The sequence below is a fragment of the Paenibacillus pinihumi DSM 23905 = JCM 16419 genome (genome assembly GCF_000422505.1).
Lineage (GTDB): Bacteria > Bacillota > Bacilli > Paenibacillales > Paenibacillaceae > Paenibacillus_D > Paenibacillus_D pinihumi.
Map to the genome: position 1 here is coordinate 1 of NZ_KE383864.1, position 22,932 is coordinate 22,932.

Annotated in this window: 12 protein-coding genes; 4 read left to right on the top strand and 8 right to left on the bottom strand. The window is 46.1% G+C overall.

From position 1 onward, the window contains the following. The 4 genes from H583_RS32980 to loaP form a co-directional block, all read right to left on the bottom strand. Positions 1-1,778 (bottom strand): condensation domain-containing protein (locus H583_RS32980; RefSeq protein WP_036709723.1); only part of this gene is annotated, 1,778 nt, incomplete at its 3' end. A gap of 54 nt (positions 1,779-1,832) precedes the next feature. Beyond that, positions 1,833-13,589 (bottom strand): non-ribosomal peptide synthetase, encoded by an 11,757-nt coding sequence (locus H583_RS0113990; protein WP_028560987.1) that lies wholly within the window; start codon positions 13,587-13,589, stop codon positions 1,833-1,835. 94 nt (positions 13,590-13,683) lie between these two features. Beyond that, a complete protein-coding gene (locus H583_RS0113995; RefSeq protein WP_051236466.1) occupies positions 13,684-14,403 on the bottom strand; it encodes a thioesterase II family protein in 720 nt (239 codons plus the stop codon). Between the two features lie 208 nt (positions 14,404-14,611). After that, complete coding sequence (loaP, locus tag H583_RS0114000; protein WP_028560989.1) at positions 14,612-15,193, bottom strand: antiterminator LoaP; 582 nt, start codon at positions 15,191-15,193, stop codon at positions 14,612-14,614. Between the two features lie 969 nt (positions 15,194-16,162). Here loaP and H583_RS35350 point away from each other — a divergent pair. From H583_RS35350 to H583_RS37600, 3 genes are all read left to right on the top strand, one after another. Beyond that, the gene (locus tag H583_RS35350; protein ID WP_051236468.1) at positions 16,163-16,594 is read left to right on the top strand and encodes an NUDIX hydrolase; all 432 of its coding nucleotides are present in this window, start codon (positions 16,163-16,165) and stop codon (positions 16,592-16,594) included. A gap of 112 nt (positions 16,595-16,706) precedes the next feature. Beyond that, positions 16,707-17,132, top strand: a complete 426-nt coding sequence (locus tag H583_RS0114010; RefSeq protein ID WP_028560990.1) for a hypothetical protein — start codon at positions 16,707-16,709, stop codon at positions 17,130-17,132. Between the two features lie 16 nt (positions 17,133-17,148). Further along, complete coding sequence (locus tag H583_RS37600) at positions 17,149-17,304, top strand: GNAT family N-acetyltransferase (protein ID WP_245585917.1); 156 nt, start codon at positions 17,149-17,151, stop codon at positions 17,302-17,304. A gap of 18 nt (positions 17,305-17,322) precedes the next feature. Here H583_RS37600 and H583_RS32990 read toward each other — a convergent pair whose 3' ends face one another. Together H583_RS32990 and H583_RS0114025 are read right to left on the bottom strand one after the other, a co-directional pair. Next, entirely contained in the window at positions 17,323-18,096 is a 774-nt protein-coding gene (locus H583_RS32990; RefSeq protein ID WP_161631200.1) for a DUF4184 family protein, read from the bottom strand. Positions 18,097-18,423: 327 nt separating this feature from the next. Further along, complete coding sequence (locus H583_RS0114025; RefSeq protein ID WP_342663529.1) at positions 18,424-18,852, bottom strand: VOC family protein; 429 nt, start codon at positions 18,850-18,852, stop codon at positions 18,424-18,426. A gap of 165 nt (positions 18,853-19,017) precedes the next feature. On the opposite strand from H583_RS0114025, the gene H583_RS0114030 reads away from it, so the two are divergent. After that, the gene (locus H583_RS0114030) at positions 19,018-19,980 is read left to right on the top strand and encodes a helix-turn-helix transcriptional regulator (protein ID WP_028560992.1); all 963 of its coding nucleotides are present in this window, start codon (positions 19,018-19,020) and stop codon (positions 19,978-19,980) included. An 18-nt stretch (positions 19,981-19,998) separates the two neighbouring features. Here H583_RS0114030 and H583_RS0114035 read toward each other — a convergent pair whose 3' ends face one another. Together H583_RS0114035 and H583_RS0114040 are read right to left on the bottom strand one after the other, a co-directional pair. Continuing rightward, a complete protein-coding gene (locus tag H583_RS0114035) occupies positions 19,999-21,561 on the bottom strand; it encodes a helix-turn-helix domain-containing protein (protein ID WP_036709725.1) in 1,563 nt (520 codons plus the stop codon). Between the two features lie 97 nt (positions 21,562-21,658). Continuing rightward, on the bottom strand, positions 21,659-22,675 hold the full coding sequence (locus H583_RS0114040) for an ABC transporter substrate-binding protein (RefSeq protein WP_028560994.1): 1,017 nt from the start codon (positions 22,673-22,675) through the stop codon (positions 21,659-21,661). Positions 22,676-22,932 lie beyond the last annotated feature (257 nt).

Sequence of the window (22,932 nt, forward strand, 5' to 3'; positions counted from 1 at the left end):
TCCAGCAGCGACGCTGTCAGCTCGATCCGCTCCCCGGCAAAGGACAAGCCTTCGGGCCAGCCTCCTGCGCTCAAGAGCCAGGAGCTTCCGCTGTCCTCCAGCATGTAGGCGATACGCTCCAGCGGATAACCCGGATCGATCGGCAGATAGGCCCCGCCTGCTTTCAGAATGCCCAGCAGGCCCGCTGTCATTTCCAGCGACCGCTCGCACAGAATGCCGACCATCCGCTCCGGCCCTACGCCCTGTTCCCGCAGCTTCCGGGCCACACGGTTCGCCCGCGCATTCAGTTCGGCATAGCTCCATTGGCGGCCGCCCTCGACCAGGGCAATCCGCTCCCCCCCTGCTGCCGCCTGCTCCTCGAACAGTTCGCTGATTGTCTTCTCCTTCGGATACGCCGTTCGGGTATCGTTGAACCCGTACAGCAGTTGCTCTTTCTCTTCAGTCGTGAGCAGATCAAGACGGTTGATCTCCTGCTCTGTATGGCAAATGATTTCGTGCAACATTCTTTCCATCCATTGCCCTAGCTTTTTGACTGAGGCTTCGCAAAAGAGCTGGTCGTTATATTTAAACTCAAGCGTCAGCTCAGCCTCTCCCATAATGACTACGGACAGGTCGTAGTTGCTACTGCTATACTCGCTGACAGATTCAATTCTGAGCACATCTGAATCATTCATTTCCTGATCCACCGGGTAGTTTTCAACCACGACGATGGACCGGAATAATTCTTCGTTATTTTTCAATCCGCTCCATGATCGAATGTCCACCAACGGGGTCGTTTCATAAGGAACACGCCCGGAAAGCGCATCACGCACCGACAACACGGCATCAATAATTGTACAATTGTCGGGGAAACGCATATGCAGCGGTATTGTATTGATCAGAACACCCATTATGGATTGAACACCAGCTACAGGTACACTTCTTCCCGAAACCGTGGTTCCAAACACCGCATTTTTCCCGGTAAGCCTGTGGAGCAGCAACCCCCAGGCAGTGTAATATATCGCAGAGACAGGAACATGATATCGTTTGGCAACCAGGTTGATTTCATTTAAGGTATTACCCGGGATTTGTACATAGATGCTTCTAGTTGTTCCCTGCTGCGGCCTATGAATATGTCTGGTCATCGGTAAGGCTGTACTCTCCTCAGCATCTGCTAAATACTGCTTCCAGAAGAGTTCAGCCTCGCCGGACGTCTGATTGCGCAAGTATTTTATATAGGTCTTAAAGCTTCCTTTTTCCTCAGAGTAATACCTGTCCCCCCGAAATAATGCTTGATAGGTCCGCCAGAATTCTTTGATTAACAGAGACAGACTCCAGCCGTCAGACAGAATATGATGGTTGGAGATGACCATCTGATAGTGGTCATCTCTCAATTTAAGAAGTGTTACACGAAACGGACAATCCTCCAAATCAAATTGCTCCAACCGGTCCGATTGGATAAAAGCTTCCAGACGGTTCTGCTGCTCGGCCGTCTCATAGACTGACAAATCAAAGAAATGGAAAGATATCTCATGTGAACGTAACACAATCTGGACAGGATGGTCATTTTTCTTCCAGCGATAGGTCGTCCTTAAGACTGGATGGCATTCGGTCATGACTCGCCAAGCTTCCCGAATTACAGATTCCCGTATTTGCCCGGACAACTTAATATTCAACTGCATTGCATACAGATTATCGTCCGGGGAATGCAGAGTATGAAACAGCATCCCTTGCTGCAAAGGGGACAATGCGAAAATGTCCTCAACGTTCTTCTTGTCTAGTGGCTTTTTAGTCGACATGAATGGACAACCCCTCCTCTTCTTTGAAAAATGTCCGTCAAACTTAGTGATCGCTTACTCGAATAAAGCTTCCAACTCTTCGCTGCTAAGATCAGCAGCATCCAAAGCATCAGTTGTCAAATGGGTGTCATCCTCGGACAACTCCCCGATAATTGTCTGAATATGAAACAGATAGCGATCCAGTAAGTTTCGAATGGTTGCTTCCAGATAAGACTTTGAGTTGTACCGGAGAGCAACAGTCAGCAAGCCGTCTGTAATCCAGCAGGTCACATCTAACTTAACAAAGTGTTCGTGATCCTCATCCGTGTCAGCTGTCAATTGAAATCCCGAGAATAATTCATGATGACCAGAGGATGCAAATTCACCCAAAAAATTAAACTGAACCTCCTTGAAAACTTCCTTCCGCGCCGGTAATTGCTCCGTCAAATAGGTTAAAATCCCATAATGAAATCCCTGATTTGGAATGGCTTGGAGTTGCCGGCTGACATTCTGAATTTGTTGCTTCAAATCGGTGTCATCAGGGATAGACAACCGTGCAGGATACATGGAAGTAAACCAACCTACCGTTCTTGAACTATTTATCTCATCCGAATGTCTGCCATGGCTCTCCAGGTCCACTATAACCTCTTTCGTATTTGCCCAGTCCTTAAGACTTTTAACTAATGACGACAGAAGCACATTCTGTACAGAAGCTTGCGACAAGGCCCGACTGGCTATTCGCTTCAAGCTGCCCGTTTGTTGACGGTTGAGCACGCCCTCCAATGATTTAAAATGTTTAAATTGCCATTCCGTCGTATCCAGATCGCTAGGGATAGAAAAATCCGTTCTTTGAACGGTTGTCCAATATGCAAGTTCTTCCGAAAAGTCCATCGTTTTCGCATACGTTTCAAGCCAATTGCCGTATTCCTGCAAAGACACTGTTTTGGCAGGCAATGACGGTACCCGGTTTTGCAGCAGACTTCTGTAGATATGGAATAAATCGTCCAGCAAGATTCTCCATGATACACCGTCCACAACTAAATGATGCGCAGATGCCATCAGCTTCCAATCGTTACATTCAACTTGGATCAAAGAAGCGCGAATGAGCAAGTCATTCGATAAATCAAATGGCCTTTGCAGATCCTTACTTACCTCCTGCAATGCAGCCTGTTTGTCCTGCCGTTGACTAATGTCGACCACACCAATCTGAAAAACTGTTGCCAGGTGAGCTTCATTATAAAAAATATGTTTCTCCTCCAGATTACAATTCAAGCGCAACCCGTCATGATGCTCAAGCAGCAAGCGAAATGAGCTTTCCATATGATCAATTATCGGTACCATTGTCAAGTCCATCTGCACGGTTTGCACATAGTGGCCAGGTTTGCTCCAATTCAAATCCATAAACCAGTAGTCGATTGGAGTCAGCGGCTTTTCTCCCCTGACTAAACCCTGCTCGTATTGACGTCTTTCCCGATTCAAATTGACATTGCTGCAAATATTAGCTATGGACTGATGCTTCAAAATGTCTCCCACACTGATGAAGAAGCCTTGCTCATTCAGCTTGGCAGACAGCTGTATAGCCAGGATGGAGTCACCGCCCATCGCGTAAAAGCTATCACTCACGCGGATAACCTCGTTGTTAAAGACTCCTCTCCAAATTTCGGCCAATTGCTCTTCCAGATGGCTAAGAGCTTGCGAACTGCAATCTTCAGTCGGACCCGCTTCCGGAACCAACGGCATTTGTTCCAGCATTTTGCGATCGATCTTCCCGGAGTTTGTCAGAGGCAGCTGCGGTAACCGGACAAAATACGCAGGAATCATATAGTTTGGCAAAGCACGGCCCGCATGCGCTCTTAACGTATGGACCTCCAACGGCTGATCAGAAACATAGTAGGAGCAAAGAAAGGCACGTCCATTCTCGTCACGCTTGAGTACGACAGCAACCTGCTCGACCGGCTCGATTTCTACCATTTGCTGTTCAATTTCTCCCATTTCAATCCGATAGCCTCTAACTTTCACTTGAAGGTCGATCCTGCCCATATACTGCAATGTTCCCGCCTCGGCCCAGCGTACTAGATCGCCAGTACGGTACATTTTGCCGCTGCCGCTCACTGGACTTTGAACAAAGCTTCTGCCGGTCAGTTCCTTATTGTTCAAGTAACCCCGGGCAACCCCTGCACCTGCTATGCACAACTCACCCGGCACGCCTGGAGGCTGGAGCTGTCCGAGCTTGTTCACCACATACACTTTCACATTGCTTAACGGACGTCCGATCGGTACAGATGTAAGCGAATCATCCTGAATAGAATAGTTTGTAGCATAAACTGTTGCTTCTGTAGGACCATAAATATTTTCCAATCGTGCACCGGGAAGCATCCTGCGGAACTTGCGGGCCAATTCGGCTGGAAAAGCTTCTCCCGCAACAAAAACATATTTGATGCTTGATAAGTGATAAGCGAGTTGCTCGTATTGCAACATCATTTGAAGCATGGACGGTACAAAGTTCAGATGCGTAATTTTATGTTCCTGAATGCTTGCAAACAACTGCATGATGTCTTTTTCCCCGTCAGGGGGTAAAATGACAAGCTTGCCTTCCCCCACAATCCATCCAAATAATTCGGTTATGGATACATCGAAGGTAAATGTTGTTTTCAATAAATAAGTGTCCGCCTCCTCCAGAGGATACTCCGCCTCCAATGTGTATAACAGGTTCATGAGGCTGGCATGCTCGATCATGACCCCTTTAGGACGTCCGGTAGACCCGGAGGTGTAGATTACATAAGCCAAATCATCAGGCTTATGAATCCGGGCCAGCCCGCCGCCATCTCCTGTATACAAGGCTTCATCGGATAAATCAAAAACGTCCACATTTAGCTGCTCGTAGCTGCTCTTCCATTGCAATTGCGTAAGAATCAAAGCAGAACCGCTATGTTCCAATATGTAACGCACACGTTCTATAGGGTAGTTCGGATCAATTGGTAAATAGGCGCCTCCAGCCTTCAGGATAGCTATAATACCTACTAGCATTTCGAAGGAACGCTCTGCAGCAATGCCAACAATCGAATTTTCCTGTACTCCCTTCTCGCGTAAATAATGGGCTAATTGATTCGTCTTGCGGTCCAGCTCCCCATAGGTCAGCTGTTCATTCCCAAATACCAATGCCACCCGTTCTGGTGATGCAGCTGCCCGTTCTTCAAACAATTGCAGCAATGATGGGGGCGAATCAAAAATGATATCGGTATCGTTCAAGGTCTGAACCACATTATCATATTCCTCTGCAGACAACAGGACTGCCTTATCTATCTTCTCTTCGGAAGCATGAATGAATTGATACAAAATTTTCTCAAAATAAGCAATGAGTTTTCTTGTTTTCTCAGGCTCCCAAATCGAGCCGATACGGATGATGCATTGATCCAAAGTGACCGATACTGTAAAGTCTAATAATGTATGATTACGGTCATGCAGCAGTTCCATGTCCAGGCTAAAATAATCGTCATTGAGTCCGGTTTCCGCCAAATCTTCATACACATGGAAATCGACAAAATTAAACATAGTATCCACTAACGGATTCTCCCCTTGGGCCGCCTCCCCTAAACAGCGATAAATCTCCAGCAGGGAAAGCCTTCCGTAGGTCTTCATTTCGATCGTTTTGTTCTGAACCGACTGCAGTAAATCCCTCCAAGTCCAATCTTCCTCTATACGCGTTCTGAAAGGTACAGTATTCAAATAGCATCCCAATATGCGGTCTCCGTCTTCGCACTCCGGTCGGCAATGCTCAACCAAGCCAACAAGCAGATCATTGTCATAAGAAAACATATTCAAGGCGGCAATGTACGCGGAGAACAGGATGCTCTTTAAATTGGTACGGTATTTACGAGCGACGACGTCCTTTAATTGGTTCAGTATTGGCTTATCCAGCTCATGGATTACAAAGGAATGCTGCTGGGAATAATCTTCTGATGTGGAGACTTCGTATCTGCGGTAATCCTCCAACTCTTGTCTCCAGAAAGCTTTATAACTGTCGTAATTTTTTAATTCCTCCTGTTCCAGTATGAAGTCTTTTGGACTAGCATGGAGTTCAACCGGCCGTGTTGATGCCTCATTCCCCTGAACGTACAATTGAATCCATTCGGTCATGAACGCTGCCAGGCTCCAGCCATCGAGAATAGCATGGTGGCAGCTTACACAAACCTTCACATGATGGCCGCCCAAGCTGAATACCTTCACGCGCCAGAGAGGAGCTTGCTGGATCTGGAAAGGAGCTTGCTTATCATCTTCAAAATAGCGCCGAATGAGCTGATGCTGTTCGAATGGTGAATACATCTCCAAAGATTCCATTTCGATTGATATTGGCACCTCGGTGAAGACGATCTGTACCGGCTCAGCAAACCGATCAACACAGAGTGCTGTTCTCAAAACCGGATGGCTCTCTACCACAATCTTTAGCGCGTTCTTCAACTGCTGAAGGTTGAAAAGATTTACGTTCAGATCATAGCCAAACTGGTCATGATACATGGCTTCATCCGGATTTTTCAACCCGTGATATACCATGCCCAATTGAACATCACTCATGGGGTATACATCTGCAATTTTTCCGGACCATTCCTCCTGACCTTGAGCCGCTTCGCACACATCTTGCTTAAGCTTCTTCCACCTTGCGAGAATCTGATCTCGGGCGATGGCCCATTGGCCGGCCTCACCCTCGCTGACGCTTTCGCTTTGCATATACGTATACAGGCTGCGAATCGTCGGATATTGATAGAGATCTTTAATTTTAATGCTGCTATTCAGACATTCATTGATTGAGGTCACCATACGAATTGCCTTAATCGAATCTCCACCCAGAATGAAGAAATCGTCATGAACGCCAAAGTGCTCTACAGCCAACCTTTCACGCCATATGCCCATCAGCAGTTCTTCCTCTTCCGTAGCCGGCGGTTCAAACTGAATGCCACTATCCATTTGCTCATCGGGATTTGGAAGTTTCTTCCGATCCACTTTACCGTTAGCGGTCAAAGGAATTCGATCCATTTGTATGAAATAGGAAGGAATCATGTAGCCGGGAAGCCGCTGGTTCAAATAATCTCTAATTTCCGCTTTAGTTAGTTTTCGGTCTGACACTATATAAGCTGTCAATTCGTGGTTGCCGATGATATTAGGACGGGCCAAAACAATCGTTTCTGAAACCGCCGGATGCCTTAACAACTGCGATTCAATATCCCCCAATTCAATCCGGTGTCCTCTTATTTTCACTTGATGATCCATTCTCCCCTGATATTCCAGACTGCCGTCAGGCAGCATTTTAACCAGATCACCGGAACGATAAAGCCTTTCATTATCTGCAAATGGACTGTGTATAAATTTTTCGTTCGTCAGTTCAGGAAGATTCAGATAACCCCTGGCGAGACCCTCTCCCCCAATAAACAACTCCCCGGTAACCCCAACAGGAACGAGCTGGAGTCGAGAATCCATCACATATGCTTTGAGTGTTGGAATCGGTTGACCGATATCGCTTACATTACTATCGATTTCCTTGGAGGTTATTTTCTTAAATGTAACGTGTACTGCTGTTTCCGTAATTCCATACATGTTGATATATTGAATTGAAGGAAATACTGCCGCAATCTCTTGCAGCATAATCGGAGCCAGCGCTTCCCCGCCAAAGATTACATAACGGAGCGGCAAGCTTGTCACGCCTTGATGTAAAATCTCTTTCAAAAGTCCATAAAATGCTGTCGGCGTCTGGTTCAATACGGTAACGTGATGTTTATTTACAAGCGATAAAAATTGCTGCGGGTCTTGTGCAGTTTGTTTAGAGACAACAACCAGCATGCCCCCATGCAGCAAAGCCCCGTACATTTCCCAAACTGAAAAATCAAACGTATAGGAATGGAACATCGTCCAGACGTCGGTATCCCTGAAATTAAACAACGGTCTATCATTGAAAAACAGTCTGACCACATTACGGTGCTCCATTAACACGCCTTTGGGCTTTCCTGTCGTGCCTGAAGTATAAATGACATAAGCTAGATTTTCCGGACGGTTAACGGGCGGCAAATTGCTGCCGTCTCCTGTATAAAGCTCAGCGCGGTCTATATTCAGAGTGTGTCCCTGGAATCCGGCAGGTGCTGTCAAATGAGACTGTGTAAGTAAAATCCCGGCCTTGCAGTCCTTCAATATATAATCAATCCGCTCTTCCGGAAAGTCCGGGTCAATTGGCACGTAGGCGCCCCCGGCCTTTAAAACAGCCAGCACGCCTACGATCATTTCCAGAGAACGGTCCATTATCATGCCAACGAATTGTTCCTGCTCTATACCCTTGAGGCGGAGCTGGCGCGCAAGTTGATTCGCACGCTCATTAAGATTGGCATAGGTCAGCTGATTTTGCCCAAAACATACGGCTACATGATTTGGCGTACGAAAGACCTGCTGTTCAAACAGATCAGTCAGGCTGACGTCGTGCGGGTAACCAATAGCATGAAAATCATTAATGCTTCGCAATTGCGCCTGCTCCTCGGGCGGTATGAAGGAAATTTGCCCGATCGGCTGATCGATATTCCCCGAGATCCCCTCAAGCATCTGAGTATAATACTTCAAGAATGCATTCATCCGGCTGTCGCTAAAAAGCCCCGTATTGTACTCCAGATGGAGCACTATGTTATCCGAGGCCGGATAGGCATGCAGCGCCAAATCAAATTTGGCCGTATTTGTGGAGAGCAGACTGAATCTGGTCTGAAGCTTACCCATTCGGGTATGTTCAAAGTAATTCTCATGCAGGGCAAATAGTAACTGGAATAAAGGATGCCTGGACGCATCCCGTTGTACAGGAAGCCTTTCCATAATATTTTCAAAAGCTGCTTCACCGTGATCCAGAACTTCCAGCACTTCGTTTTTCACCTTTCTCAAACATTCCGCAAAGGTATCATCACCTGAGACATGAAAGCTTAGCGGAAGTGTATTCACAAAATAGCCGATCAGCTCTTGTGTTTGGCGGACGCGGCGATTGGCCACAATTGAACCGATAATCATCTCTTCCTGATGTGTGTAACGGTGCAACAAAGCGACAAAAGCAGCAAATAGCGTGACATAAAGCGTGCAATCCTCCGCCCTTCCAATCTCGATTAGACATGCCTTCAACCGAGAGTCGATTTCAATGGCGATGGTTTTTCCCTCGTGGCTCAATACTCTCGGCCTTGTAAAATCTGTAGGAAAATCAAGCACAGGAACAGATTCAGTAAATCGATCGGACCAATACTCCAGGTGACTGCTATACGATGGCTGATTGGAGAAGTCTCCCTCCCAAGCGGCATAGTCCGCATATTGAATAGGAAGCTCCGGCAGTACAATCGGCGCCTGCTCTGCAAAATGGGAATATAAGTCTGCAAGCTCATTCAAAAACAGCCCAACTGACCATCCATCGAAAATAATATGATGCATCACAACGAACAGAATATGGCTATCATGGCTGCATTTGATCAATTGAAACCGGTATAATGGCGCTTGTTCCAAATTAAACGGTTTGTTTGTCTCTGCTTGAAGCAGCCGGTGCAGCCTTAGCTCTTGTTCATCCATAGTTAAACCTGACAAATCTTGTACAGAAAAATTCAGTCCGCATTCGCGATCCACATAGGAGTAAAGTTCGCCGTCCGTTTCTGTATAGAAGGATTGTAAAACTTCATGACGGTTTACAATAGATTGCAGGCTGTCGGTCAGATGGTCTACGGAAAGGTCACCCTTTATTTCCAATGTGAATGCTGTATTATAGTAGGGACTCTCCGGTTCTCTTTTGAAGAAATACCATTGCTGTTTTTGTCCTTGAGAAACCATTAAGGAGCCCTGTCTGTTCACTAGAGGGATAAGCGGCTGCTCATTCTTATGGCCGTGAACCGCTCTTCCCGCTAATTCTGCTATCGTAGCCGATTGGAATAGATCTTGTATCGTAATCCTGACCCCAAATTGCTCCTGTACAATGGAAATCATCTGAATAATGCGGAGAGAATTCCCCCCCAGAGCAAAGAAATTGTCATGAATGCCGATCCGTTCTTTACCCAATACTTTGGCCCAAATACGGGCCAGCCTTTCTTCCGCCTCATTTCGAGGAGCCGTATATTCGGAATAGCCAAGTGATAGCTCCAATTGCAATAAGGCTTCCCGATCGATTTGGCCTGTCGCCGTTTCAGGCAGTTCATTTCGCATTCTGAATTTTATTTTGTAGTGAACTGACGGATAACGATTCATCATAAAGTGTTGAATATTGGCTTGTAAGTCTTGCACAGCCTGCTTATTGTCACCGGACGCAAGGAGATAGGCATAGAACGTATATTCCTGTCCGGGAGGGTGGAGCAACTGCTGCGCGATACGTGCCTTCCTTTCATTCAGACCGATATAGAGCACCGGCTGATTCAACCTGCTCCCTATTTCAAAAGAGAGTATCCCTTTTTCTGCTGTAATCGGATAGAAGCCTTTTTCCATCAGCATGGATTGGATCGCTGTATTTCCATGACTCATCCCAAGGCTATCCCACATTCCCCAGGCAAAACATTGGCAGCGCAGGCTGCTTGTATTTCGGATGTGCCCGGCAAATGCTTCTACAAACCGGTTGCTTGCGCTATAGGGACCCATCATCATACCGGGGTCCAGGGTCTCCGCTGAAGAAGTCGTTATGAACACAGAATCAGGACGGTCAAGGAGAAGTTGATGCAAGATAAAGGTCCCATATACTTTGGCATTGTACAACTGTTCGATTTGGTCATCATGACAGTTAGTCAAGGCCGTCTGAATACCAACGCCTGCCAGATGAATGACGCCGGACAATTGTTTTTGCAAGGAACTCTCATATTGTTCTATTAATTCCTTAATGCGATCATAATTGGTTACATCAACGGCCTGATACTCCACTTTACCACCTGATTCAGTCAGCTTTTGCAGCTCAATATAACGAAGCAGTGGCACAGCAAGCTCTGAGTCCTGTTCAATAACAGACCCCCATTGTTCCTGTGGCGGGAGAACAGTTCTTCCCAAAAGTACGATTGTGGCCCTATGGCGTTGAAGCAAGTGCCGAACAACAAGTTCCCCCACTGCACCCAACCCGCCTGTAACCAGATACAATCCTTCATCGTCAAATGCCGGCTTTTGCTCTTTCATTAAAGCTTCAGCATCGACTATTTCCAGAGCAGCAATGTAACGAATTGAGCCGGCATAGTACGCCATATCTCCGCCCATGCCAACCCTGAACTCTTCAAGTATCTGCTCGCTGTGCAGACCTGCATTAATATCCGAGAAATCGACCTGATGCGAAATGACAGCCGGATATTCTTGACTGCCAGCCCTCAGCATGCTCTCGATAGTTGCTTTCTCATAGGCAATTGAAGTATTATCCCTGCTGCCGGCATAAGTTGTCGCCACAAGCAGGTTAACGGACAGCTCCTTTTCCGCAATGGCTTGATATAATGCGACAATAGCAAGAGAGCCTGTCCTTTGCGCCAGGCGTAATTGTCCAATCTCCTTCATTTCCGAATATGGAGTATAGTTCCAAAGGTGGAGCATATTGCGGATCTGTACCTTCGCCTGTTCCAGTTCAACAAATAAGGTGACGTAGTCTTCCATCCGGTCCGGATTAATTTCAAACGTAAATTGGTCTATCTGCTTGTAAGATTCACCAGGATAAATGAAGTAGACTTGCTTGTCCAAACCGGGCGAAACGGCAAGCTTCTCTGCGATTGAGTCAGCCAACCCCAACCGGTCTGAAAACATAATAAGCTCGTCCAGAAACTGCTTCTCTGTCAATTGCACAAGGCGCTGCTCTTTCCAGACTCTCTGAAAAAACCAGGAAGGAAGTGTATTTATTTCTAAATGGGTATTAACAAGCTTAATTTCATTGTGAAACTCTCCAGCTCTAAACCTCTTGACTAATTCGCTGTGTTGAATCTTGCCGGAGTTTGTTTTTGGGAAAGATTCTTTTGAAACTGGAATAAGATAAGTCGGCTCAATGCCAATGTGCTTCACAATATGATATTTAATATCTTCAACCACCTGCAAATAGAAGGAAGGATCATATATGTACGGGGTGAAAAAGAGTGCCAACTGATCCTCATGTTCCCCCGGAGCTGATATGGTAGCTGCTGCCGTAAAGGTTGTCTCTACTCCGAACACTTCTTCCATGACCGCTTCAATTTCATAATTGAAGTGGTTTTTTCCGTTCAGGATAATCATATCCTTCTCGCGTCCGGTTAAAGTCAACACTCCATCCTGCAAAAAGCCCAAATCCCCTGTATTGAACCAGCCGTCTCCGACAAATGACTCTGAATTGGCAGTTGGATTAAGGTAATACCCATCCATTAAATCAGGACCCTTTACTTGCAATCGCCCGATCTGACGCTCCCTTTTCAACTGGTTGTCTTGATCCACAATACGGATAGACATATTGGGAATTGGCCTGCCTAATTCAACGAAGGATACACAGTTGATATGGTTTTCATTGATGACCTTAAGGGTGCTGCTCAAGCTCAACTTGTCAATATGATGAACCCCTGCCAACCGGTTCTGTTCCAAGCAGAATTCTTTTGAAAAGGTTACACCAGAAGATGTTTCCGACATCCCGAACGCAGGTGAAATTGCATTCGTCTTTAAACCGAATGGGGCAAGCAAATGTAAAAATGCATAGGCTGTCTTAGGCACAATACTTTCTGCTGCATTAATAATGTACCGCATAGAGGAAAGATTCCAGCTTTTTTGCTTCACATTTTCAGCCTCTGCTGCAACCAGTGCAAATGCAAAGTTCGGCGCCCAGCTCATCGAGGCCTGATATTTATCAATCAGTTCAAGCCATTGCAGCGGATCTGACATGAAGGTTTCCGTTGCAGCTATAACTTGCTTACAGCCCAAATAGACGGAAGTTAAATGAGAAAATACAATACCGCCCACATGATCCAAAGGCATCCAATTCAACCATACCTCCCTGGACGACAGTTCAAAAAATGCAGAGACTGACTGCACCAAAGCCAATAAGCTTTTGTTTCGATGCTGCACACATTTCGGAATGCCAGTGCTTCCAGATGTCAGCAGGCTTAACGCAAAGCTTTCCAAGCCTTTCACCGGAAGTTCAGTCGCGAATTCACTCTGCTCTAAAACTTCAATGGCAAACACCCGAATTGCTGTAAAATCCATAAACTCTTCCAAAGCTTGCAGGTGCAACACATTAGCTTCATCCGACAGAATAGCGGGGTGTCCCAGCAGCTCCCAGGAATTATACAATTTATTCAAGGCGGCATTCTTCTCCGTATACGTTGGGGCCGCTCCAATAGGAGCAGGGATAAAGCCTCCCAAAATACATGCCCAGAACCCGGAAATAAAGTTAAAGTTGCTTTTGCACTGAAATAGTACATGCTCACCTGGGGATAGTCCGGCTATCTGCAGCCCTTTGGCAATTCGCCTGGCACGGTTCAACAATTCAGCATAGGTTACGAACAATTCGGAACTAGGTTCATCCAAAAAAGTAATACCTTTCCCTTCATGAGAGGCTGCTTTGAGCAATAAATCGGCAAGGGAATCCAGATTGTCATTCAACTCCAGGCGGATGCCATGACTTTCCGCAAAAGGAGCCAGTACGGATGACTGCTCCGTATTTCCAGGGATTGTCTCCTGAACGCCCACGGCACGGGAAGCAAGCTGATCCCCGGATTCCTCCAGCAAGTCGTTGACGTATATGGAGGCTGTCTTCTCGTAACCGCTCTGCACCAAAATCGTCGATATATTGAAACCGATGTTCTCCTGCAAATCCTTTTCAAGATTGGCAGCCATCGTATCACTTGAAAGATCTGAATTGAATTCCATTCGTTTTCCCTCCTTATATAGACCCTTTGATGAAGCAACAATCGCCTGACTAACTGCAGCTTATTTTTGTCAACAAGTCATTCTGTTTTCTGCACTACTTGTTAACGTTATCTGGATACAGCTGGTCATTTATATGTTGAATAACTTCCGGATAGCGGTCTCGAATAAAAAAATGCCCTCCCCCAATGGCAATGAATGAAGTGTCGGCATGGGTATAGTTCTCCCACAAAGAGATCTCCTTGGAAGTAATCTTGTCTGAGTCCCCGTAGAACACCGTAATCGGACAGTCCACTTTAGCTGACAAGTTCGCCTTATAGGTTTCGATGAGTTCGTAATCAGCCCGGATAATCGGCAGGAAGGCCTCCTGCAGAAACACAGATCTGACAAACTCTTCGTTCACCCCTCCATCCCTATACAGTTTCTCAAGTAAAGCCTCATCATTTAATTTAGAATATTTTTCAATCAGATGATTGCTACACGGTGAGCTTTTTGCTGATATAAAAAGTCGTTCAGGCGATGCAAAACCAGCCTCCATCAGCTTTTTTACCATTTCAAAAGCAATCAGTCCGCCCATACTATGTCCGAAGAAGCTATAACGTCTATTCCTGCCGATGATCTCCATCACCTCAGCAACAGCTTGGTCAATTAACAAATCCATCCTGGTATGCAGAGCCTCGCCCAATTTTCTGCCTCTCCCCTGCAATTCAAAGGGAATCAAATCAATACCACCCGATCTCAGATAAGGCTGCCACTCATAATAAATCGCACTGGAGCCTCCAGCATAGGGGAAACAAATCAGTTTGATATTTGCCACAGTATGCACCTCACTTAGTAAAAATTTTGGGGCCAAACTAAAAAAGCCCATTCCTTTCAAAGGAATGGCTTTTCGTGGACATAGCTTCGCCCGTTCATGAATATGAAAATGCAACATATCCACTACATTTAGTCAGATTTGATCTCAGAGTTATCCCAACGTACCGAAGCAGCGACTGGTTTTTCCCTGATGCTTTTTTTACAGATCTTTAATCACATACATATGGAGACAGTACTTCAATTCCGACATCTATGCCTGTTTGCTTACCTAAAAAATCCAGAACGATTCGGGCTCTTTTTTTGCGCTTGTCAATCTTCTTTATCATGGCTTCCTTGCCTTTTAAGGGACCTTTATAAACTTTCACTTTAGCGTTTTCCACATATATAGATGAATAGCTGATGATCTCGTCATGATCAATAAGTTGTATTATTAAAGCCATTTCCTTTTCATCGATTTGGGAGAACAATTCCGTTTGGGGATCTTCTGTTTCATGAGTGGTGTCGTCATATCTGATAGGATCACAATCATCGTAACGAAAATTATTAAGAAGTTTGTAATATCTCGGAATCTTTTTTAAGTCGTGGTAGGTCTTAACATTCATTCGTGCCTTGATAAATACATATCCGGGAAATAACGTTCTGCACTTCTCGTAAATAACACCCTGTTTTCTTTCAATTAATTTACGCTTTGGTACTATTGAGAGAATGGTTGATGGATCAAATTGCTTACGGATTTCGGAACGGACAAAATCTTCTTTTCCAGTTTCAACATGCAATGCGTACCATTTCATTTAATACAATCAATCTCCTTTACCATGTCTATTATACAATCTGAAAATGGTTAAAAAAGATCGTCATTACCAAGATTAAGCGGCTGCTATATAAACAAGAGCGCCGATTAATGCTATACAAGTCAGGTTCTGTATCCGATGAAAATCTTGCTATCAAAAAAGATGGAGTACAGCCCAGTATACAGCTATAATGCTTTAATGTTTTGCGATTATCAACAATGTGTGAACCCCTATTACATAAATTTAGAGAAACACAGTTCCGATGTGAATGATAAACGATTATTTTATATCAAAAACATAAATTATTATTTTTTCCTTTTTAAGGACTTTATATAGAAGCCATTCTATCATAGTAAATCGACAGGAGTCAACCAAATTTTACCAACACATTTCGACACAGAGTGACTTTTAGAGTGTTGTTTCACCTATAAAAAATCTGTGAATTAGTTCTAAAATACTATCCATTCACAATCCCATTTAAATAAATTTCATTAATTGATTTCCTGTAAATATAAACAGAAGAAAGCGATAAACCTTATACCTATCAAATGAAAATGGTTTATAATGTAAAAAATACCATCACTATTCTCTCTTGCGTTAAAATAAATTGTACAAAAAAAGGACCGCAACATAGAGAGCCCTGCAAAACGAATACGCTGCTTCAGCAAGCCAGACAATTAGCCGCATCGTTCCATGCGGAGCTGTATAATCTTGTGCCTGAAGATCATCTGCTTCGCAGGATCCATGCAGCGGTGGACGTGCAAGCTTTCCCAATAAATGTCCGTCAAGGTACCTGTAGATCCCGAAGAGAGCATATCATCCACAAAGTGTTTGATGTTTCCCAGTACTGGTTTTGTAAAATAAAACGGTAGCTTCCACCTTTTAAATTTTCCCTGAAAAGAAACTTTATCCCTATTTCATACGTCTAGTCATCGAAAGAATTATAGAAATCATTGGGAGGTCTTTCATTTGCCAAAGCGGTTAATCGGAGCAGCAGCCATTATTCAAGATGCAGAAGGACGTGTATTGCTTGTCAGACATAGCTACGGGAAAAAAAATTGGGAAATTCCAGGCGGACTATCCGAGCAGGATGAATCTTCCGAGAACACCGCCATTCGGGAGGTTCAGGAGGAGACAGGGCTCGTTGTGACTGCAGGCCGGTTAACGGGGGTCTACTACGATCCCGAATATGACATGCACCATTTTGCCTTTATTTGCAGCTCAGCCGACCAGGAGCTTCCGAAAGCCTCCTCGGATGAAATCTTGGAGGTGCAATTTTGCGATGCAGATCATCTGCCGCGTCCGATCAGTGACTTTACGGTACAACGAATCAAGCATGCCTTGCAGGCAAATCATGAGCAGCTCTTCCATGTTATCGGCCCGCGGCAGTGGCTTGAATAGGCTTGAGAATTTTCATCCCCCTACAAACAGTGACCGCAGCGATTGATGGGGCATCTCTCGGGTTGTGTCCGCGTAATATCCAGCATAGCATATCGGATATCAAGAGTTTACGATGTACAGCAAGCTGATTGAACAGTTATTAATGAATAATTGGCAGACATTATCTACTTTATTTTATGGCGGCTGGGTGCTGCGCTTTGCAGACGGTTACACGTTTACAAAGCCTCACCAGCATACCGTATTTAAAATTACACCCCATACCTCCCCTGCAAATCTCGATCAGATTTTGGAGCAGAAGGGTTACTCGGTTAAAAATAAGTCGAATGTTCAAACTCTAAAGCTGGACAGCATCAAACAACCGGAATTGCACTCCTTTCAAATTGCTGAAAAACCTGATGCCGAGTGGATTGAAAACTTTTGCCGGCTTAACGAGGATTCAACCGGGCATAAAAATACGATACTGCAGCTCTTGTCCAACATTAAGACAAAAGCCGGATTTATATCACTCTATCATGACAACCAGGCAGTACCGGAATAAAGGATTCGCGGAACAGATGATACTGAATTTACTTCACTGGGGCAAAAACAATGGAGCTGCACACAGCTATCTCGCTGTCTTGTCCGATAATCTGCCTGCACTGCGGCTCTACTCCAAGCTTGGATTTGAAGAACAGTATCCCTACTGGTACCGGGTTAAGGAATACAACTGATGCCCATGCAGAATGAATCTATTTTCTCTGCCGGCCTTTATGCGATGGGCTATATTTCCTTTTAAAAATAATCGAGGCCAGCAGAATACCTGCAAATCCTCCTGTAATAGGGGCCACAACCACCATGCCGATTACATTGCCTCCGGATGAGAGCAGCAGTTTGAATAGAAGAGTCAACAGCGCCACAACTGCCGCAACAAACCAGAATAATACTTTTTGCCTGCTGTTTGCCCGGTCCTCTTCACGTTGCGGCCTTACCTTTGCCGTTCGTAACAAGTGAATGACAAATATAGCTTCAGCCAGCAGCCCCATCATGGACAAGCTGTATTGCAGCCATTTGAAAATAGGGAGCCCCAGCACCGCCTGCTGCAGTCCGTCCATCCGCACTACGAAATATCCGGACGCGTGGGTAAAAGCATCCACCACAATATGGGAATAAAACCCGATGATGACCGAAATAATGAATATCATCCATGCGCGAAAGCTTTGCATGCCCCATGGCTGTATAAGCCGCTGCGCCCTTTGATCAAGATTTAACCACGCCGGCAAATGTGCAGCGAGCGGCGCTTTTATGAGATAGTGAAAGCAGAAGGCGAGTACAACAGACAAAGGGATGGCTTGCAGGAGCAGGCCGCTTACTGTATGTCCGATGCTTTGGTACGGTTCCAGCATAATAAAATATTCGAAGTCTGGGGACATGCTTCCCAGGATAAGCCCGGTTAAGCTGAAATAGGCGGGCTTCAAGCTTTTAAGCGGTGCCGCATATAACGGGTGACTAAATGTAAATGGCAAAGCGAAACCTCCGTTACTGATAAATTCAAACTTCATAATCACCGGCATTCGGCTACCCGATATCGTCCGTTTCCTCCAGGAATCCAGCGTTTATTGCTGTATATATCAATGTATATAGTTCTCCATAATTTTGGTTAACTCCTTCACCATCAACCCTACGATTTCTGCAAAAATAATCCAAGCAGCGCGTACGCCCCACTTAGCTTATTTCAAAAGACTATCTTGCTTAATATTGATCCTCGCCGGGACTGTCACTTGGCAGCAATAAACATAACGACAAAAGGACCGCACCCTGGCGGTCCTTCCAGTTACATATAAATGTTGTACCTAACTGCGTTTGGTGAAAATTTGAAAAACAACATCGAACTTGTCCTTCACAATTCCATATGCCGGGCTAAAATAAATGGCCGCGAGCGGCCGCACTATTTGCCCGCCCTGCTGGAGCGATTCATACGTCTGTCTGGCCGTATCCGCCTTATCTACCGATATGCATATGGATACCTGACTACCTGGCTGATCATACTCGCCAGCATCTGCATCGGCAACGAACAGCTCCGTATCACCTGCCTTAATGACACAGTGGGCGATTCGCTTTCTTTCCTCCTCGGTCAGCGGACGATTCCAGCTTTGTGGCGGCGCATCGCCAAACGTTTGCTTGAAAACGACCTTTGCCTGAAGCGCCTCCTCATAAAACCGGATGGCTGCCTCTGCCTTCCCGTCCAGCATGATGAATGGGGTCATTTGCATGCTCATCATAAACAGCTCCTTTTAACATTTTAATTTCACTTGCTATTAAGCTTGGCTTCGATCTCATTGTAACGTATAATAGTGACAACTATTGTCATGATTAAACAAATGATTTGAAACCTTTTTTTGAATGTCAAATGGCATTCTCTAAATGAAATTAAGGGAGGTGCAAGCTTGTCCAAATCCAAACGTTTGCTGGAGCTGATGATGACCGTCAACCGGAAACGCAAATTCACGGTCAAGGAGCTGGCCCGTGAATTTGGCGTATCATCAAGAACGATATTGCGGGATTTGCAGGAGTTAAGTGAATTGGGAGTGCCTTTATATTCAGAGGTAGGACCGCATGGCGGCTATCAGGTGCTGAATGAGCGTATGCTGCCGCCCATTGCTTTTACGGAGGAGGAGGCTGTCGCGATTTTTTTCGCCAGCCATGCTCTGCGCCATTACTCCAGCCTGCCGTTTGAAGCGGAGATTGCGTCAGCGCTGAGCAAGTTCTACCATTATATGCCCGGCGATGTTAGAGACCGGATCGACCAGATGAGGAACCGGGTCGATTTCGTCGCCCCGTCGCGGCAGACCGAAGCTCCCTATTTGCCTCAGTTGCTTCATGCAGCAGTCGGCCAGAAGGTTTTAGAAATTAAATATGCATCGCGCAAGGGCACAGCCGTCCGCCAAATTCAGCCCATAGGAATCTATGCGAGCAATGGATTGTGGTACTGCCCGGCTTACAGCTTTGAACGCAATGGAGTGCGTGTATTCCGCTGTGACCGCATTCTCTCAGCTGCCGATGCACCCCCGGACATAGTGCCTCTCGATCTGGGCAACGTTCATCTCGGCAGCAGGGAGCTCGTACAGCAGGAATCTTCAGGCAGACGACTGCCGTTGCGGGTCAAGCTTAGCCCTGAAGGCATGCAGCGATGCGAGGCAGAGCTTTGGACAGCAGGCAAATTATTTCATTCCATGGATGGCAGCGGCTATCTGGAGAGTACCGTCTCCACAGATGACCTCCCCTTCTTTGCCAATTTCTTTATTAGCCTGGGATCGGAGGCAGCCGTTGAGGAGCCGGCCGAATTGCTGGAGACAATCCGGAGCCGACTGGAACAGCTTCTGGAAAAATACAGCGGACAGGATAAGTGATAGAAATAGCCGGTCATACTAAGCCAGCACTCGAAGCACATCATCGATTTTCCGTATATGGGACAAGACGCCATAGTTCATCCAGGACATGAAGTCCACCTCATACACCCGGCGGCTGCGTACAGCAGGGAGACTGTTCCAGATTTTGCTCTTCAGAATCTCTCTCCCTTCGCCCTCACGCCTGTCAAAGGTAATAAACAGATGGTCCGCATCCAATTGCCCAAGCTGTTCTTCGCTAAGCTCAACGCGCCGCTCTCCCCTGGCGATCCGTTCTGCGAACGGATGCGGCTGCAGACCCAAATCCTTGTACATCACGTTACCTATGTAGCCCAGTTTCACATCACCGTACAAAGAAACACTGCATGCCGAGATACGCAGTACCGCCACAGTCTGCCCCCTCATCGTCTTGGACAGAAGCTTTTTGGCATATTCGGCCTTCTTCTCATATGCGTGAATGGCTTCACGCGCCTCGTCCATTTTTCCAAAAACCGGAGCAAGTGAATATAGCGCAGTGCGCCAGTCCTCCCCGAAAAACGGAAACTTGAACAGCGGAGCAAGCTGCTTGCATTTCTCCAGATGCCAGCGGTCAAATCCCGCATCCAGAAGAATCAGTTCCGGCCTGTACACGGATAGCTGCTCGACATCCATAATGGATATATCGATTTCCGGAACAACATCCAGCCCCAGATAGTCCTGCTTGCCCCACAATGCATGAGACATTTGGGCAACTGGCGTAATGCCCAATGCCAGCAGATAATCCTCCATAAACGGCGCGAAGACACGCGGGTTATGATGCTGTCTCCGCCGGTACTGTCCAGGTGAAGCCCCAATCATCTGCTTGAATTTGCGGTTAAAATAATATTCATTGCTGTAACCGACCGATAAGGCGATATCATATAACCGGTCATCCGTCATCAGCAGCAGCTGCTGTGCCCGGTCCATCCGGATGCCATTCAAATATTCCAGTGGAATTTGCCCCGTAATTTCCTTGAATACTTGCGTATAACGCCAGCGGCTGATACCCGACATCTCTGCAAGCCGCTCCACATTCAATGATTCATAGTAATTCTCCTGAATATATTCCACTGTACGCTGCACGGACTCCCGCTCGCTTGGTGTACGGTTCTGGACCGCATTTCGCTGGATGATAAAGAGCAACAGCTCCTGAAACCGGATATGGTTATGAAAGGCCTCCACCTGCCCTCCTTCTCCCCAATGTCTGCTAATCGTATTCACAAGCAGCATGCACTGGGAGAATGGCTGGCAAGTGATTGCCCCGGGTCTGAGCATCAATATGCCATCAGCGGGCTTAAGCTGGCTGCTCGTGCTTCCATGCACATCGAAGCCGAGTTGATAATAGGACAAGCCTTGCTCTCCGGCTTCGATCCCGTGCGTCAGGCCCGGCTGGAGGAAAAAGCCGGTTCCCCGCTCTAGTTGATAGCCGGTTCCCTCCACAATTATCCTGCCGGTTCCTTCAGCTGTAATCAGAATGGTATAATGCTTGAATACATGATTAATCTTTTTCCAGTATCCAGCCTCCTTGCACAGCCTGATGTCAGCAAGGGAATAAAATAAAGACATGTCCGTCCCACTCCAAATTGAGAATAGTTTTCATTTACTAAGTGTATAGCATAACAGAAAGCTCTTCAACCGAAGTTAAAGAGCTTTCTGACTATTGTTATTTTACCATTGCATTCAGCAAATCATCGAGCTTCATGCTGTTGGCAATGATTTGTCCGCTTTGCCAGTGGGAGCGGTTGAATTTGTAGACATTGCCTTTCTTCACAGCCGGTACGGAATTCCACAGAGGGCTGTTCAGCAGCCTCAACGCTTCCTTATTTTCAGCCGTATCCCAGTCTCCGTTAGAAGGGAAAACAATTAAATGATCCGCATCCAGCTCCGGAATCGATTCCTCCGACAGAATCGCGTGATAATCAGTCATCTCTTTGGCCATTTTGTGCGGCTCCAGACCGAACTCCTTATAGATTACACCTGTGTAACGGTTTTTAATGCCGAATAATGCCAAAGTCTTGTCTGCGACATTGACCCGGACCACAGCGACCGTTTCTTTGCCCGCTGCCTGCTGCAGCTTCTCCTTGGCTTCGGCAACCTTATTTTCATACGTCTGCAATATAATTGCCGCCTTATCCGGAATGTTCAACACATCGGCAATTGTGGTCAATATTTGCTTCGAGTCCTGCAAAATATCTTCCTTCAGCCTGTAGGTTGGAGCAATTTTGGAGTACAGTTCATACTTGGCCTTATCAACAGCGCCGTCCACAAGTATCAGATCCGGGTCATGTTGGAGCAGTACCTCCAGATTGCCCGAAATATCGAATAACGGGAGATCGAGATTTAAATATTCCTGTGTTCCCCAGGACGGGTGATACCATTGTACAACCGGTGTTACATCCAGCGCTTTCAGATAATCCTCCAGGTAAATAGCGGCTACCCGCTTCGGATGTGCCGGAATGACGACCTCGCCGAACTCATCCGTTACTGTACGGGTTGCTGGATGCTCTTCATCCTTGGCCGCCTCTGTACCATCAGCAATTCCTGACTGCTGCGCCTGCTCTATATTTGTCTGCACTGGCGCCTCTTCCTGAGTATTCCCTGCTGAACCGCATGCCGCCAGACCGGTCATCAATATGAGCAGCACCATTGCTCCTGCTATCATTTGACCCAACCTTGCCATTACTTGTCAACTCCTGTCTCTTGCTTTATTGATTCTCATTCTCATTACGACAATGACTATACTACCCTTCCCTTTGCCTTGCTGCAATGCACTTTCACCATCCATTTTTTTATACAAACTCAAGAACTGAATTATCGTCTTGAGTGCCGACAAGCGGTGCTCACTTCATTTTCAGAGACTTTTTCCTTGAAAATTCCAGTCAGCAACCATACGTACCTGTCAACTTTTTTGATCACCAGTTTAAATGCTCATATTCC

Bases quoted from the DNA above. Each gene is read 5' to 3' on its own strand.
- H583_RS0113990 (WP_028560987.1), bottom strand. From the start codon at position 13,589: ATGGAATTCAATTCAGATCTTTCAAGTGATACGATGGCTGCCAATCTT.
- loaP (WP_028560989.1), bottom strand. From the start codon at position 15,193: ATGAAATGGTACGCATTGCATGTTGAAACTGGAAAAGAAGATTTTGTC.
- H583_RS0114010 (WP_028560990.1), top strand. From the start codon at position 16,707: ATGTACAGCAAGCTGATTGAACAGTTATTAATGAATAATTGGCAGACA.
- H583_RS37600 (WP_245585917.1), top strand. From the start codon at position 17,149: ATGATACTGAATTTACTTCACTGGGGCAAAAACAATGGAGCTGCACAC.
- H583_RS0114025 (WP_342663529.1), bottom strand. From the start codon at position 18,852: ATGATGAGCATGCAAATGACCCCATTCATCATGCTGGACGGGAAGGCA.
- H583_RS0114035 (WP_036709725.1), bottom strand. From the start codon at position 21,561: ATGTCTTTATTTTATTCCCTTGCTGACATCAGGCTGTGCAAGGAGGCT.
- H583_RS0114040 (WP_028560994.1), bottom strand. From the start codon at position 22,675: ATGGCAAGGTTGGGTCAAATGATAGCAGGAGCAATGGTGCTGCTCATA.